This window comes from bacterium (genome assembly GCA_035529855.1).
Taxonomy (GTDB): Bacteria; RBG-13-66-14; B26-G2; order WVWN01; family WVWN01; genus WVWN01.
In genome coordinates this window covers 1-14,718 of sequence record DATKVX010000120.1, presented here as the reverse complement: position 1 = coordinate 14,718, position 14,718 = coordinate 1, and the positions used below count along the sequence as shown (strand labels likewise).

Annotated in this window: 11 protein-coding genes; all 11 read left to right on the top strand. The window is 64.4% G+C overall.

Annotated features, from left to right (window positions below; translation table 11 throughout):
* On the top strand, window positions 1-1,987 hold a 1,987-nt coding region (locus VMX79_11870), incomplete at its 5' end, for an FG-GAP-like repeat-containing protein (protein ID HUV87794.1).
* A 251-nt stretch (window positions 1,988-2,238) separates the two neighbouring features.
* Window positions 2,239-3,024 (top strand): hypothetical protein, encoded by a 786-nt coding sequence (locus VMX79_11865; GenBank protein ID HUV87793.1) that lies wholly within the window; start codon window positions 2,239-2,241, stop codon window positions 3,022-3,024.
* Window positions 3,025-3,183: 159 nt separating this feature from the next.
* A complete protein-coding gene (locus VMX79_11860; protein HUV87792.1) occupies window positions 3,184-3,540 on the top strand; it encodes a DUF3795 domain-containing protein in 357 nt (118 codons plus the stop codon).
* 190 nt (window positions 3,541-3,730) lie between these two features.
* Window positions 3,731-4,840, top strand: coding sequence for a glutamine-hydrolyzing carbamoyl-phosphate synthase small subunit (carA, locus tag VMX79_11855; protein HUV87791.1), 1,110 nt, complete (start codon window positions 3,731-3,733; stop codon window positions 4,838-4,840).
* Window positions 4,841-4,842: 2 nt separating this feature from the next.
* Window positions 4,843-8,091 carry a carbamoyl-phosphate synthase large subunit gene (gene carB, locus VMX79_11850; GenBank protein HUV87790.1) on the top strand — a complete coding sequence of 1,083 codons (3,249 nt, stop codon included), beginning with the start codon at window positions 4,843-4,845 and terminating at the stop codon, window positions 8,089-8,091.
* 713 nt (window positions 8,092-8,804) lie between these two features.
* Window positions 8,805-9,860, top strand: coding sequence for a hydroxymethylglutaryl-CoA synthase (locus VMX79_11845; GenBank protein ID HUV87789.1), 1,056 nt, complete (start codon window positions 8,805-8,807; stop codon window positions 9,858-9,860).
* A 3-nt stretch (window positions 9,861-9,863) separates the two neighbouring features.
* On the top strand, window positions 9,864-11,024 hold the full coding sequence (locus VMX79_11840) for a thiolase domain-containing protein (protein ID HUV87788.1): 1,161 nt from the start codon (window positions 9,864-9,866) through the stop codon (window positions 11,022-11,024).
* Window positions 11,025-11,411, top strand: coding sequence for a Zn-ribbon domain-containing OB-fold protein (locus VMX79_11835; GenBank protein HUV87787.1), 387 nt, complete (start codon window positions 11,025-11,027; stop codon window positions 11,409-11,411).
* Between the two features lie 733 nt (window positions 11,412-12,144).
* Window positions 12,145-12,741, top strand: coding sequence for a transposase (locus VMX79_11830; protein ID HUV87786.1), 597 nt, complete (start codon window positions 12,145-12,147; stop codon window positions 12,739-12,741).
* A gap of 55 nt (window positions 12,742-12,796) precedes the next feature.
* Window positions 12,797-14,404, top strand: coding sequence for a carboxyl transferase domain-containing protein (locus tag VMX79_11825; GenBank protein ID HUV87785.1), 1,608 nt, complete (start codon window positions 12,797-12,799; stop codon window positions 14,402-14,404).
* An 18-nt stretch (window positions 14,405-14,422) separates the two neighbouring features.
* A partial coding sequence (locus VMX79_11820; protein HUV87784.1) for an enoyl-CoA hydratase-related protein occupies window positions 14,423-14,718 on the top strand: 296 nt, incomplete at its 3' end.

Sequence of the window (14,718 nt, the reverse complement as noted above, 5' to 3'; positions counted from 1 at the left end):
TACGTGGGGCAACCGCTTTTGGGAATCCGACAAAATCAATTACCTGGACACCGGTTTCCTTATTTTAGGGCTCGGGCCGAGCTTCCCGGGTACGCGGCACCACCTCGGCAACCGTAGCGAACTCTACGCGGCCCAGACCGGCGACGTCGACGGCGACGACCGACCCGACATAGTCGTCGGCGGCCATAACTCCGGCGTGGTTTGGTATAAAAACCTCGGCGGAGGCAAGTTCGCGGCAACCCCCAAGATGATACTCGACTACGAGTGGCCCTCTTTTCACGTCTTCGACCTCAACGGCGACGGGTGGGCCGACATCATATATACCGACGACCGATACATATACTGGTACGAGAACGACCGCTCCGGGGAGTGGAATCAACATCTTATTTCCAAATATTTCGACCAGGTCGACGGGACCGGCTGCGCCGACTTCGACCAAGACGGCAATATGGACATCGTGGCGGGCGGCGTCCAGGTTACGGACCTCCGATGGTACCAGAACGACGGCCGGCAGAACTTCACCGAGCACGTCATCCGCACCAACTACCGCGGCCCCAACAACGCCCCCCTCGGCACCGGCGACCTCAACGGCGACGGCCGGCCGGATTTCGTCATCTCCAGCGAGTTCGGCAACTTCCTCGAGTGGTGGGAGAACCGGGGCGGTTCGCCTCCCACTTTTACCGCCCACCGCCTCATCAACAACTACAACGGCTCCCGGAACTCCTACGTCGTGGACGTGAACGGCGACGGCCGGAACGACATCCTCTCCGCGGCCATAGGTTCCGACTCCGTCGATTGGTGGGAGAACCGCGGCGGTTCGCCGCCCACCTTTACCCGCCGCAACATCGCCAGCAATTATAACGGCGCGTACGACGTCGTCGGCTTCGACGCCGACCTCGACGGCGACATAGACGTCCTGAGCACGGCCCAGCTCGCCGATACCCTCGACTGGTGGCAGAACGACGGCCGCGAGCAATTCACGCGCGGCCGGATCGCTACCAATTACAACGGCGCCTCCAGCATCTGGGTCGACGACGTCGACGAGGACGAAATCTTGGACATCGTGAGCTCGGCGCTCGACGGCGGCTCCGCCGACTGGTGGTCCATAACCTACGGCTACCGGAGCTTAGGTGCCCTCGATTCCTCCATCCTCGATACCGGCGGCTCGGCCGCCTGGGGCCGCATATATTGGAGCGCCAATACCCCCGGCGGGACGTCGGTCCGGTTCCAGGTCCGGGCGTCCAACGATTCCGGGAACATGGGAAGTTGGTCCGGCGATATCACTTCCTCCGGAGCCGACCTCAACGACTATATCCAGAACGGCCGCCGTTACTTCCAATACCGGGTTCGTCTGGCGACCACTAACGATACCAGTACCCCTCGCCTCGACGATATGCACATAACGTACTCGACCAACACGGCGATAGTACTCGACTTCGACGCGCAGGGCCGGCGGGAAGGCGTGGCGCTGAGCTGGCTAACGGCGCCGGGCGTAAACGTAGCGGGCTTCAACCTGTACCGGGCCGCGCGCGACGTCGACGCGGCTCGCGCCAAACTCAACGACGCGCTGATAACCGGCAAGCCGCCGCTCGAGTATTTCGACGACGTGCGCCCGGGCGTTGCTTATAAGTATTGGTTGGAGGCGGTCCCGCTCGGCGGCCCGCCGGAGGAGTACGGCCCCGTGGAAGCCGCCGCGGGCTCGGGCGCCGTCAAGTCTTTCGCGCTGGCGCAGAGCTATCCCAACCCGGCGCGCGACGCGGCGACCTTCACTTTCGAACTGGCCGAGGCGTGTGACGTGCGCCTCGACGTTTACGACTTGTCGGGTCGGTTGGTGGCGACGCCGGCCGCGGCCTCGTACGGCGACGGCGTCCACGACGTAGCTTGGAACCTCGACGTCGACGGCCGGAAGGTCCCGCCCGGCGTTTACCTCTATACCCTCCGCGCCGGGCCGTACGCCGCGACGCGGAAACTCGTCGTCGCGCGCTGACGCGTATTGCCGTAAGATTAAGCCGCCCCCCGGGGCGGCTTTTCTGATATCCGATTCTAAAACTGTAAAGGGTTTGACTATTTCAGGGAAATATGTTATTGATTAGGTCAGTTTTAAATGGCCTTTTCGTTAATTATTCGCGCCGACGGATTGAGGGGCGTGCGGTCTTTGAGGCCGGGATAATTCGATAGCGTGCTCGCAGCACGAAAACGGGAGGTTTTTACCTCCCATTAACGCAGGAGGAACGTATAATGAGGAAAGGTTACGTCTTAATCGCCGCTATCGCCGTAGGTGCGCTAGCGGTTTCCGCGTTCGGGTGGGGCAGCGTGGTATCGTCGTTCTATTGCCCCGCGGGCTCTACTCTTCCGAACGGCGTCGGGTGGGAAAGACTCTTCACCAGCAACGATTACCTTTGGGTCGCTACCAACCTGCCGGACCGCTGCTACCGGGTGACCTATTCAGGGTCGATCCAAAGGTCGCACACCCTGCCGGGGAGCGCTACGCGAGATTGCGACGGCGCATATATCGCCCCCAGGGGCTATTATTTTCTCCAGGACTACGGCTTCCGGCGTATGTACCAGATCGGCTACGATTCCGGGTCGATTTACCGCTCGTACGTAGTGCCTTACACGACTCCCTACGGCGTTGCGTTCCGGGCGGTGGGGTCGACGTATTACCTTTACGGCACCAGCACCGGGAACAGGCGTATATACCGGATGAACGCGACTACCGGGTCCGTATATGCCTCGTACTCCGTGCCCTTCGAACCCCGAGGCATCGGCTACGGCGACGGTTACCTCTGGATCGCCGACGGCACCTATAGACGCATCCGCAAGTGCTCGGTTACGGGCTCGACGTACGATTGGTTCTCGGTCTCGGCGTACGGGACCATAGGCGGCCTCGACTACGACTACGTCAACAACTACGTTTGGGCCGGGTTCGACGCCTCGAGGGACCGCGTTTATCGGTTCGAGACGCGGGGTGGCTCCGCGGTCACGCCGTCGTCCATGGGTAAAATCAAGGCCACGTTTAAGTAATCAAGACGATCGCCGAAAGCCGCCCTCCGGGGCGGCTTTTTTTAGCGCGTTTTTCGCGAGCGCCGGCCCGCGGAATTCGTTTGACATCGCGACGTCTTTTATGCGTTAATGTTCAAAATTCTAATACGTCCCGGAGGACCTTCGAGCGGGAGGAAGCACATGGACGAGCTGCTCGGCGCTTGCGGCCTGGATTGCGGCGCCTGTCCGGCGTACGTCGCGACGCGCGAGAACGACGCCGAAATGATCGCGGCTATCGCCGCGCGGTGGTCGGGGGAGTACGGCCACGAAATCAAGCCCGAGTACGTATGGTGCGAGGGGTGCACGACGGAGGGCGAGCGGAAGTGCGGCCACACCCGCGAGTGCGACGTGCGCGCCTGCGTCGTAGGCCGGGGCGTCGCGAGCTGCGCCTACTGCGACGACTACGGCTGCGATAAAATTACGAAATTTTTCGAGATGGCGCCGGCGGCGAAGGAAAAGCTCGACGCCGTCCGGAGTAGTTTACCGCGGTACTCGTAGCCGTCGGGCCGCCGCCCCGGCCGTCGTTCCCTACGGCGCCGAAGGCGGCGGTAACGCAATCCGCCAATATGTTGTTGCGACACCGCTGGCGTTTTGGTAGAATTCCGCCGAAGTCGGGATGTTTCATTACTTAAAAACAGCGTCTACTTAGTGAACCGCCGGCCCTCCGGGAGCCGGCGTTATTTTTATTATGGCCGGTGACGCTTTCTTGATTCTCGAGGACGGCCGGACCTTCCGCGGCGAGGCCTTCGGCTCGACGGGCCTCGCGCTGGGCGAAGTGGTCTTCAATACCGCCCTGACCGGCTACCAGGAAATCCTGACCGACCCCTCGTACGCGGGCCAGATCGTCGCGTTAACGTATCCCCATATCGGAAACTACGGCGTCAACGACGACGACGTCGAATCGCCCGGGATATTCCTCCCCGCGCTGGTCGTCCGCTCGTACGAGGATTTTTACAGCAACTGGCGGGCGACGGCGTCGCTGGGCGAATACCTGGAGCGGCACGGCGTCGTCGGCCTCTCGGGCGTGGACACCCGCGCGCTCACGCGGCACATCCGCGAGGCGGGCGCGATGCGGGGCGCGGTCGCCGTCGACCCCTGCGACGAGGGGGAGGTGCTCGAGCGGGTCCTGGCGTCGCCGCCTATGGCGGGCCGGGACCTCGTCCGCGACGTTACGCGCGACGGCGCCGAGGTCTTCCGGCCGGCGGAGGGCGACGCGAGGTGGCGCGTCGCGGCGCTCGACTGCGGCCTTAAAAACAACATCCTCCGCCACCTGGCGGGCCGCGGCGTCGAGGTTACCGCCTTCCCGGCCACGGCTACGGCGGATGAAATCCTGGCCTCTCGAGCCGACGGCCTGTTTATCTCCAACGGCCCGGGCGACCCGGCGGCCTTGCCGTACGTCGTCGATACAGTTAAGAATTTTATCGGGCGTATGCCCATCTTCGGAATATGCCTGGGGCACCAGATACTGGGGCTCGCGCTCGGCGGCCGGACCTACAAGCTCAAGTTCGGCCACCACGGCGCCAACCACCCGGTCAAGAACCTCAAGACGGGCCGCGTCGAGATAACGTCGCAGAACCACGGCTTCGCCGTCGACGCCGCGTCGCTGCCCGACGGCGTGCGCGTCACGCACGTCAACCTCAACGACGGGACCGTCGAGGGCCTGCGGGCGGACGAGTACGCCGCCATGAGCCTGCAGTATCACCCGGAGGCCGCGCCCGGGCCCCACGACGCCTCCTACAACTTCGACGTCTTTTTGGAAATGCTCGAGCGGCGTACGCAGAAGACGTTCGGCTTCTAGCCATGCCCAGACGCGACGACATCGAAACCATACTCGTAATTGGGGCCGGCCCCATCGTCATAGGCCAGGCGTGCGAGTTCGACTACGCCGGGACGCAGGCCTGCAAGGCGCTCGCCGCGGAGGGCTACCGCGTCGTGCTCATCAACTCCAACCCGGCGACGATAATGACGGACCCGGAGTACGCCGCAGCGACGTACGTGGAGCCGCTCACGCTCAGCGCCGTCGCCAAGGTCATCGAGCGCGAGAAACCCGACGCGCTGTTGCCGACGGTGGGCGGCCAGACCGCGCTCAACCTCGCGGTGCAGCTGGCGGAGGCCGGCATCCTGCGCGAGAACGGCGTCCGCCTCATCGGCGCCAACCTGGCGGCCATCCGCACCGCGGAGGACCGGCGCCTCTTCCGCGCGGCGATGGTGGCCGAGGGTTTGCCGGTGCCGCGCGCCGCGGCGGTGGGCACGCTGGAGGCCGCCCGCGACGTAGCCGCCGAGCTCGGCCTCCCGCTCGTTATTCGGCCGTCGTTTACGCTGGGGGGCGAGGGCGCCGCCGTGGCCTTCAACGTTCCGGAGTTCGAGCGCGCCGTAGCCCGCGGCCTCGGCGCCTCGCCCATACGCGAGGTGCTGCTCGAGGAGTCGGTCCTGGGGTGGAAGGAGTTCGAGCTCGAGGTGATGCGGGACGCCGCGGACAACGTCGTCGTCATCTGCTCCATCGAGAACGTGGACCCGATGGGCGTGCACACCGGCGACTCCATAACGGTCGCGCCGGCGCAGACCCTCACCGACGTCGAGTACCAGCGGCTGCGCGACATGGCGCAGGCCGTCATCAGGCGGGTGGGCGTCGAGACCGGCGGCTCCAACGTCCAGTTCGCCGTCAACCCCGAGGACGGCCGCGTCGTCGTCATCGAGATCAACCCGCGCGTCAGCCGCTCGTCGGCGCTGGCCTCCAAGGCCACGGGCTTTCCCATCGCGAAGATAGCGGCCCAGCTCGCCGTGGGCCTGACGCTGGACGAAATTCCCAACGACATCACGCGCGAGACGCCGGCGTGCTTCGAGCCCACGGTGGACTACGTCGTCGTAAAGGTCCCGCGTTGGAATTTCGAAAAATTCCCCGGCGCCGACGACGTACTCACGACGTCGATGAAGTCGGTGGGGGAGACGATGGCGCTGGGCCGCACCTTCGGCGAGGCGCTGCAGAAGGCGTTGCGCTCGTTGGAGAGCGGGCACGGCGGTTTGGATGCCGACGGCTCGAGCCGCCTCGACGCCGACCTCCTCCGCGAGCGCCTCCGCGTGCCCAACCCCGACAGAATTTTCTACGTCAAGCTCGCGCTGCAGAGCGGCTGGAGCGAGGCCGACGTGGCGCAAACCACCGCCATCGACCCGTGGTTCGTCCATCAAATAAATAAGCTCGTCGAGTTGGAGGGAGAACTCGGCGCGTTCGATTTGACGTCGGCCCCCGACGAGCTGCTCCGGAAGGCCAAGCGCGCCGGCTTCGGCGACGGCCAGCTGGCCGGGCTGTGGGGCGCCGCCGAAGAGGATGTCCGCCGCCGCCGCGAGCGTGCGGGCGTCGTGCCCGTTTTCAAGGCGGTGGACACCTGCGCCGCGGAGTTCGAAGCCTATACACCTTATTATTATTCCACCTACGAGGAGGAGAACGAGGCGCCGGAGGGCGTTGGCCGCGCCGTCGTCATCCTGGGCGCGGGGCCCAACCGCATAGGCCAGGGCATCGAGTTCGACTACTGCTGCGTCCACGCCGCGGTCGCCCTCCGCGAGCTCGGCTACGACGTCGTGATGGTGAACAACAACCCGGAGACGGTCTCCACCGATTACGATACGTCGACGCGGCTGTACTTCGAACCGCTGAACCTGGAGGAGGTCCTGGCGGTGGTGGCCGGCGAGCGGCCGGAGGGCGTCGTCGTCCAGTTCGGCGGCCAGACGCCGCTGAAGCTCGCCGGGCCGCTGCAGGCCGCCGGCGTGACCATACTCGGCACCTCCCCCGACGCCATCGACCTGGCGGAGGACCGCGAGCGCTTCGGCGCGCTGCTGGGGGAGCTGGGGATACCGCGACCGGAATACGGGACGGCGTTCTCACTGGAGGAGGCGCGGGAGGCCGCGGCGCGCGTCGGCTTCCCGGTGCTGGTGCGGCCGTCGTACGTACTGGGCGGCCGGGGGATGGCGATCTGCTACGACGAGCGCGCGCTGGCGCGGTACGCGGCCGAGGCCGCCGAAGTCTCGCCCGAGAAGCCGATGCTGGTGGACCGCTTCCTGGAGGACGCGTTCGAGGCCGACGTGGACGCCGTCGCCGACGGCGACGAGGTGTATATCGGCGCCATCATGCAGCACATCGAGGAGGCCGGCATCCACTCCGGCGACTCGGCCGCGGTCATCCCGCCCTTTCTCATCAAGGGCGTCCACCTCGAGACCATCCGCGACTATACGCGGCGCCTCGCGCTCGCGCTCGGCGTCCGCGGCCTTATCAACATCCAGTTCGCCATAAAGGACGACGTCGTCTACGTGTTGGAGGTAAACCCCCGGGCGTCGCGGACCGTACCGTTCGTCTCGAAGGCGACGGGGGTGCCGCTGGCGAAGGTGGCGGCGCGGGTCGTCGCCGGCAAGACGCTGGCGGAGCAGGGCCTCGCGGGGGAGGGCCGGGCGCCGGGACACTTCGTCAAGGAGTGCGTCTTCCCGTTCGACCGCTTCCCGGGGGTGGACACGGTGTTGGGGCCGGAGATGAAGTCGACGGGCGAGGTGATGTCGGGCGCGCCGACGTTCGGCCTGGCGTTCGGCAAGGCCCAGCTCGCCTCCGGCTATCACGTGCCGCTGCGGGGGACGGCCTTCGTCTCGGTGAACGACAACGACAAAGACAACGTCGTGCCGATAGCGCGGGACCTGGCGGCGCTGGGCTTCAGGCTGGTCGCGACGCGCGGGACCGCGGCCCGCCTCCGCCGGGAGGGCCTGAACGTCGAGCCGGTGTTCAAGGTGGACGAGGGGCGGCCCAACGTCGCGGATAAGGTCGTCAGCGGCGAGATCGATTTAATAATAAATACGCCGATGGGTCGGGAGTCGTTTTACGACGACGTGACGGTGCGGCGGGCGGCGCGGGCGCGGGGTATTCTCGTCGTGACGACGCTGTCCGCGGCCCGGGCGACGGTGGAGGCGGCGCGGGTCCTTCGCGAGAGCGTCCCGGGGGTGCAGAGCCTACAAGAAATCCACAGGGGAGCCGGCGCTGCCCGCGCGCGTTCGGGTGAAACTAAATCGTAGGGCCGGACATGTAGGTCCGGCCGCCTCGTGTTTGGACAAGGGGCTTAAGCCCCTTGCTAACTGGTGAGCGCACCTGAAGGTACGCCCCTACGTTAGCTCGAGCGACGGTGCAGAGTTTGCAGGAGGTGCACGGCGGAGCCGGTGCTACTCGAGCGCGTTCGGGCGGAATTGATACGTAGGGCCGGACCTTCAGGTCTGGCCGCCTCGTGTTTGGACAAGGGGCTTAAGCCCCTTGCTAACTGGTGGGCGCACCTTAAGGTACGCCCCTGCGTTAGCTACCATTATCCAGAGTTTCCAGGAGGTTAACCGCGGGGTCGGGAAACAAATCGTATATACCGTCGGATGGTAACATCCGACGGCACAGTTTAAGCTGCCGGGCTGGGGCGTGTAGGAGGTTTGTCGTGAACGCCGACGGGCTGACCTGAAGGTCGGCCCCTACTTACGCCGGTGCCTTTTAACCCATAACGTGGACTAAATTCTCCTTGACACGGCGGCCCGGATATTATAGGTTTTACGCCCTCGTGAATTTTTTACCGAAGTTAAATTCGCGAAGTTAACGGAATAAGTCGCGATTGCAAGGGCCAAACGGTTTGTATTCCCAACTTTTCTATCCGTTCCTTATTACGCCTGCCCGGCGCCGTCGCGTACCGATTTAACCCGCCCGAGCTTCGCGAGGGTGGGTATTTTTGTCCTCTGCCAGGAGGTTACGGAGAATGGCGGGAATAGTAGGCTGGGGCTGCCACATGCCGCGCTATCGCATTAAAGTCGAAGAGATAGCGAAGGTGTGGGGCGCCGACGCCCAGGCATACAAGAAGGGCCTCAACGTCCAGGAGAAGTCGGTCCCGGCGCCCGACACCGATACCATAACGCTCTCGGTTACGGCGGCGCGGCGCGCGGTCGCTCGAGCCGGCGTCGACCCGGCCGCCATCGGCGCCTGCTACGTCGGCTCCGAGTCGCACCCCTACGCCGTCAAGCCGTCCGGGACGACGGTGGCGGAGGCGCTGGGCGCGACGCCCGAGTGCCGCTGCGCCGACTTCGAGTTCGCGTGCAAGGCCGGCACCGAGGCGATGTCCGTAGCGCTCCGGTTAGTGGACGCCGGCGAGGTGACGTACGCGCTCGGCATCGGCGCCGACACGTCGCAGGGCGCCCCCGGCGACGCGTTGGAGTACACCGCCTCCGCGGGGGCCGCGGCCTTCGTAATGGGCGCGGACAACCTGGTGGCCGAGTGCGAGCACACCTATTCTTATATGACCGACACCGCGGACTTCTGGCGCCGCGAGCACCAGTATTACCCGCAGCACGCAGGCCGCTTCACCGGCGAGCCCGCGTACTTCAAGCACGTCATCGGTTGCGCGACGGCGATTATGGATAAGGCCGGCCTCAAACCCGCCGACTTCGCGTACTGCGTCTTCCACCAACCCAACGGCAAGTTCCCGGCGACGGTCGCTAAAAAACTCGGCTTCAATCCGCATCAGTGGGAACAGGGCTTGCTTTGCCCGCTGCTCGGCAACACGTACTCCGGCTCCTCGCCCATGGGCCTGACCGCTATCCTCGACGTCGCGAAGGCCGGCGACCGCATCCTGCACGTCTCGTACGGCTCGGGCGCCGGCTCCGACGGCTTCGTCTTCCGCTGCACGGACCGCATCGCCGAGGTCCAGAAGGCCGCGCCGCAGACGCGGGAGCTGCTGGAGGGCGAGCGCTTCTACTTGCAATACGGCGAGTACGCGAAGTTCCGCGGCAAGATAATCATGAACGTCAAAGGAGCGTAATAGATGAGGGACGTTGCCATAATCGGCGTGGGCGCCAACCCGAAGTGGGGCGAGCTGTGGGGGCAGTCGTTGCGCGATATTTTCGTGGAGGCGGCGCTCGCGGCCATAGACGACGCCGGCGTCGACCACGTCGATGGCATGTACGTGGGCTGTATGTCGTCGGGGCTATTCGCGGGGCAGGAGCACATCGGCTCGCTATTGGCGGATTACTTGGGCCAGCGGCACCTGCCCGCGACGCGCGTCGAGAGCGCTTGCGCCTCGGGCGGCGCGGCCGTCAAGATGGCGGCGCTGGAAGTCGCGAGCGGCCACAGCGATATAGTCCTCGCCGGCGGCGTGGAGAAGATGACGGACGTCGGCGGCGGCGACGCGACGTACGCGTTGGGGACCGCCGCGGACGCCGAGTACGAGTGCTACCACGGCGCAACCTTCCCGGGCCTGTACGCCATGATCGCCCGCGCCCATATGGACCGCTACGGCACGACGCCGGAAATGCTGGCGCAGGTGGCCGTTAAGAACCACGACAACGGCGCCCTCAACGCCATGGCGCAGTACCCGTTCCATATCCGCGCGAAGCAGGTTCTCGATTCCATCATGGTCGCGGACCCGCTGCACATCCTCGACTGCTCGCCCATCACGGACGGCGCCGCGGCGGCGATCCTGTGCCCGCTCGAGACGGCGAAGAAGCTCTCGAAGAAGCTGCCGATAAAAATCGCCGGCTTCGGCCACGCCACCGACACCATTCAGCTCGCTCAGCGCGAGGATATGACCTGGCTCGGGGCGACGGCCAAGGCCGCCGAGCAGGCGTTCGAGATGGCGGGCGTGGCGCCTAAAGACGTCGACCTCTTCGAGGTCCACGACTGCTTCACCATTGCCGAGCTCGTCGTGATAGAATCGTTGGGGCTGGTGGGGAAGGGCGAGGCCGGCAAGGCCACGCTCGAGGGCCGGACCGCCCGCGACGGCGACCTCCCGGTCAATACCTCCGGCGGCCTGAAATCGAAGGGCCACCCCGTCGGCGCGACCGGCGTGGCGCAGGTGATGGAAGTGGTGAAGCAGCTCCGCGGCGAGGCCGGCGAGCGCCAGGTGAAGGACGCCAAACGCGGCCTGACGCAGAACATGGGCGGCTCGGGCGGCTCCGCGGTGGTTCACATATTGGAGGTGGCGTAGATGCCCTCGGCCCGATATACGAGAGAGATCCCGCAGCGCTACCGCCTCGAGGCCGGCAAGTGCTCGAGCTGCGGCAAGGTATACTACCCGCCGCGGCGCGTGTGCCCGTGCGGCGGCCGGGACTTCGAAACGGTTACGTTGTCTGATACCGGCAAGGTCGTGACGTACACGATTATCCGCGTGGGGCCGAGCGATTTCGCGGAGGAGGTGCCGTACGGCCTCGGCATCGTCGAGGTCGACGGCGGCGTACGGCTGATGGCGCAGCTGGTCGACGTGCCGCTCGAAGAGATAAAGGCCGGTATGCCGGTCCGCCTCGAGTTCCGCAAGATATACCAGGAGGGCGAGGCCGGGATAATATGTTACGGCCACAAGGCCGTCCCGGCGTAACGTTTGTTTTTTACGTAGGGGCCGGTCTTCAGACCGGCCCACCGAAGTAGTAACGTATTGTGACATCGTCGAAGCTACCGCGCGACGGCATCCGGCGGCGGCGGCCGCGGTTGAGGGAATTTAATTACGTCGGTCCGTACCGGTATTTCGTAACGATCTGTACATATGAGAACCGGCCGGTGTTAACGGACGGTTGGCCCTACGCGGAAATCGTCGTTATATTATCGCAAGCTTCGGCGAAACTCGGCTTTGACGTACTAGCGTACACTTTTATGCCGGATCACTTCCATTTATTAATTGAAGGCGGCGAGGGTAGTGATTTAAGAGAATTCGTTCGTCTTTTTAAATCGCGTTCGTCGTATTTGTGTAAAACGTTATACGGGGGGTCATTATGGCAGAGTTCTTACTTCGACCGGGTGTTACGAAAAGACGAGGATAGCCTTAAGGTTGCCAAATACATTATTAATAACCCGGTACGGCGGGCCCTGGTAAGTGACGCGTTACGATACCCGTATTCGGGTTCTTTCGTATGCTCTTTAGCAGAGGTAGTTTGAAGGTTTTGGTGGCACGGTCTAAAGACCGCGCCCTACGTAAAAGATCTACCAGGAGGGCGAGGCCGGCATCATCTGTTACGGCCACAAGGCCGTACCGGCGTAGCGTATGAGTTTTTACGTAGGGGCCGGTCCGTAGGCCCGGTAGGGGCGCAAGGCCTTGCGCCCATATATCGGAATAAATGGTAAACAACCCGGAAAAACGCCGCCGTTCGATCAGGCTCACGGGCTACGATTATTCGGATCCCGGGTCATATTTAATAACGATTTGTACTTACGGCCGCGAATGCGCTTTCGGGGAAGTATCGCCCGGCGGTAGTATAACCTTGAATCCTTCCGGCAGAATTGTTTTCGAAGAATGGCGTCGTTCCGCGGCGGTACGCGAGGAAATAGGTTTAGACGCGTTCGTGGTAATGCCTAATCACGTCCACGGGATCGTCGTTATCAAGCACGATATTTACGGCAATGATGTAGGGGCGACTGGCCAGTCGCCCCTACAACGACCCAATTACCGGCCGCGGGGACCGGCGCGCTTTTCGTTGGCGTCGTATATCGTGGGTTATAAGGGCGCCGTTACGCGACGAATCAACGCTCAACGGAAGACACCCGGCGCGCCGGTGTGGCAACGGAATTATTACGAACGCGTTTTACGGAACGACGACGAGTTGAACCGGGCTCGGTTTTATATTCAAGAAAACCCGGCGCGGTGGGTCGACGACGATTACAATCCGGTCCGTAAAGCGGAAAACGTAACCGCAATAGTAGACGTAATCCGGTAACGTGAACGGGCCGACCTGAAGGTCGGCCCCTACATAGAAGCCCAAAATAAAAAATATGTTCCGCCTCGAGTCCAAAGTAGATACGAATTCCGACGAGTTCAAGAAGAACCGCGACGTGAACCTCACGGTGGTCGCGGAGTACCGCGAGCGGCTGGCGCAGGTCCGCGAGATGGGCCCCGAGGGCCAGCGCGAGCGCCACGTCAAGCGCGGCAAGATGCTGGTGCGCGAACGCCTCCGCGGCCTCTTCGACCGCAACACGCCCTTCCTGGAGTTCAGCCCCCTCGCCGCCTGGGATATGTACGGGGGCGAGGCGCCGGCGGCGGGCCTGGTAACCGGCGTCGGCGTCGTCCACGGCCGGGAGGTCCTCGTCGTCGCCAACGACGCCACCGTCAAGGGCGGCACCTATTTCCCCGTTACCATAAAGAAGCACGTCCGCGCGCAGGAGATAGCGCTGAAAAACCGCCTCCCGTGCGTCTACCTCGTCGACTCGGGCGGCATCTTCCTGCCGCTGCAGGAGGGGACCTTCCCGGACCGCGACCACTTCGGCCGCATCTTCTACAACCAGGCCCGCCTCTCCGCCCTCAATATTCCCCAGATCGCCGCGGTGATGGGCTCGTGCACGGCGGGCGGCGCGTACCAGCCGGCGATGTCGGACGAGGCCATAATCGTCCGTAAGGAGGGAACCATCTTCATCGGCGGCCCGCCGCTGGTCAAGGCCGCCACCGGCGAGGAGGTCACCGACGAGGAGCTGGGCGGCGCCGACGTCCACTGCCGCATCTCCGGCGTCGCCGACCACTACGCCCTCAACGACGAGCACGCGCTCGAGATGTGTCGCAACGTCGTGCAGAACCTCGATGCGCCGCGGCGCTATGAGCTGGGCCGCGACGAACCCGAGGACCCTCACTACGACCCGGAGGAGCTCGCCGGCGTCATCCCCGCCAACGTCAACAAACCCTACGACATCCGCGAGATTATCGCGCGCCTCGTCGACGGCTCGCGCTTCCACGAGTTCAAGGAACTCTACGCGCCGACGATCGTGTGCGGCTTCGCCCGGCTGATGGGGTACCCGGTCGGCATCCTGGGCAACAACGGCGTCCTCTTCTCGGAGTCGTCGCTCAAGGCGGCGCACTTCATCGAACTCTGCACGATGCGCCGGATACCTATTATATTCCTGCAGAACATAACCGGCTTCATCGTCGGCAAGCAGTACGAGCACGGCGGCATCGCCCGGGACGGCGCCAAGCTCGTCCACGCCGTGGCCTGCGCCGACGTGCCCAAGTTCACCGTTATCGTCGGCGGCTCCTACGGCGCCGGCAACTACGCCATGTGCGGCCGGGCGTACGAGCCGCGCCTCCTGTGGATGTGGCCCAACGCCCGCATCTGCGTCATGGGCGGCGACCAGGCCTCCAACGTCCTCCTCACCGTCAAACTCCGCCAGTTGAAGAAGAAGGGCGTGGAGTGGACCGAGGAGCAGCAGGAGGAGTTCCGCCGGCCGGTGATGGAGGAGTACGAGCGGCAGAGCACGCCGTACTACTCGACGGCGCACATTTGGGACGACGGCATCCTGGAGCCCACCGAGACGCGGACCGCGCTCGGCCTCGCCATAGCGATGTCGCTCAACGCGCCCATCCCCGAGACGCGCTACGGCGTGTTCAGGATGTAGCTTAGGAAGCGGGTTAACGTGGCCAACTACGAAACGATAACGTTCGACGCGTCGGGCCCGGCGATCTGGGTGACGCTCAACCGCGACGACGTCCGCAACGCCTTCAACGGCGGGATGCTCGCGGACCTGCTGGACGTCTTCGAGGCCGCGCCCAAGGTCCCCGGCGGCCGCGTCGTCGTCCTCACCGGCGTCGGCTCCGCCTTCTGCGCCGGCGCCGACCTCAACTGGATGCGCGCCGTCCGCGACTTCACGTACGAGCAGAACCTGGAGGAATCGAACCAGGTGGCCGCGGTGATGCGGCGTATCTACGACTG

Bases quoted from the DNA above. Each gene is read 5' to 3' on its own strand.
- VMX79_11830 (HUV87786.1), top strand. From the start codon at position 12,145: ATGGTAAACAACCCGGAAAAACGCCGCCGTTCGATCAGGCTCACGGGC.
- carB (HUV87790.1), top strand. From the start codon at position 4,843: ATGCCCAGACGCGACGACATCGAAACCATACTCGTAATTGGGGCCGGC.
- VMX79_11860 (HUV87792.1), top strand. From the start codon at position 3,184: ATGGACGAGCTGCTCGGCGCTTGCGGCCTGGATTGCGGCGCCTGTCCG.
- VMX79_11835 (HUV87787.1), top strand. From the start codon at position 11,025: ATGCCCTCGGCCCGATATACGAGAGAGATCCCGCAGCGCTACCGCCTC.
- VMX79_11865 (HUV87793.1), top strand. From the start codon at position 2,239: ATGAGGAAAGGTTACGTCTTAATCGCCGCTATCGCCGTAGGTGCGCTA.
- carA (HUV87791.1), top strand. From the start codon at position 3,731: ATGGCCGGTGACGCTTTCTTGATTCTCGAGGACGGCCGGACCTTCCGC.
- VMX79_11845 (HUV87789.1), top strand. From the start codon at position 8,805: ATGGCGGGAATAGTAGGCTGGGGCTGCCACATGCCGCGCTATCGCATT.
- VMX79_11840 (HUV87788.1), top strand. From the start codon at position 9,864: ATGAGGGACGTTGCCATAATCGGCGTGGGCGCCAACCCGAAGTGGGGC.
- VMX79_11825 (HUV87785.1), top strand. From the start codon at position 12,797: ATGTTCCGCCTCGAGTCCAAAGTAGATACGAATTCCGACGAGTTCAAG.